This window comes from Ferrovum myxofaciens (genome assembly GCF_000735045.1).
GTDB classification, from domain to species: Bacteria; Pseudomonadota; Gammaproteobacteria; order Burkholderiales; family Ferrovaceae; genus Ferrovum; species Ferrovum myxofaciens.
This window is the reverse complement of record NZ_JPOQ01000513.1, coordinates 1-253: the sequence shown is the minus strand read 5'-3', so window position 1 is coordinate 253 and position 253 is coordinate 1. Positions and strand designations below refer to the sequence as shown.

Annotated in this window: 1 protein-coding gene; it reads right to left on the bottom strand. The window is 49.4% G+C overall.

The features are described 5' to 3' along the window. A partial coding sequence (locus IV91_RS16420; RefSeq protein ID WP_035418944.1) for a hypothetical protein occupies positions 1-253 on the bottom strand: 253 nt, incomplete at both ends.

Here is a 253-nt window from a genome sequence, read left to right as displayed (position 1 = left end):
CAGCACGATCACCTTGTAATCTACCAGGAGGCCCCGTTGTACCGCTTCGGAGAAGGTGATGACGAACAGTTCCTTTCCGTACAGGGCTTCATCATCCATGGAACAGAGGGCTACATTCTCCGTCTCAGCTTTGCTCTTGGCTATTTCCCCATAAATACGCGGGGTGGCAGTCATGTAGATACGTTTGGCCCCTTTTATGTACTCCCCGTCATGAATTTTGACGAAAGCGCTTTCATCCTCCTGATCAAAAATG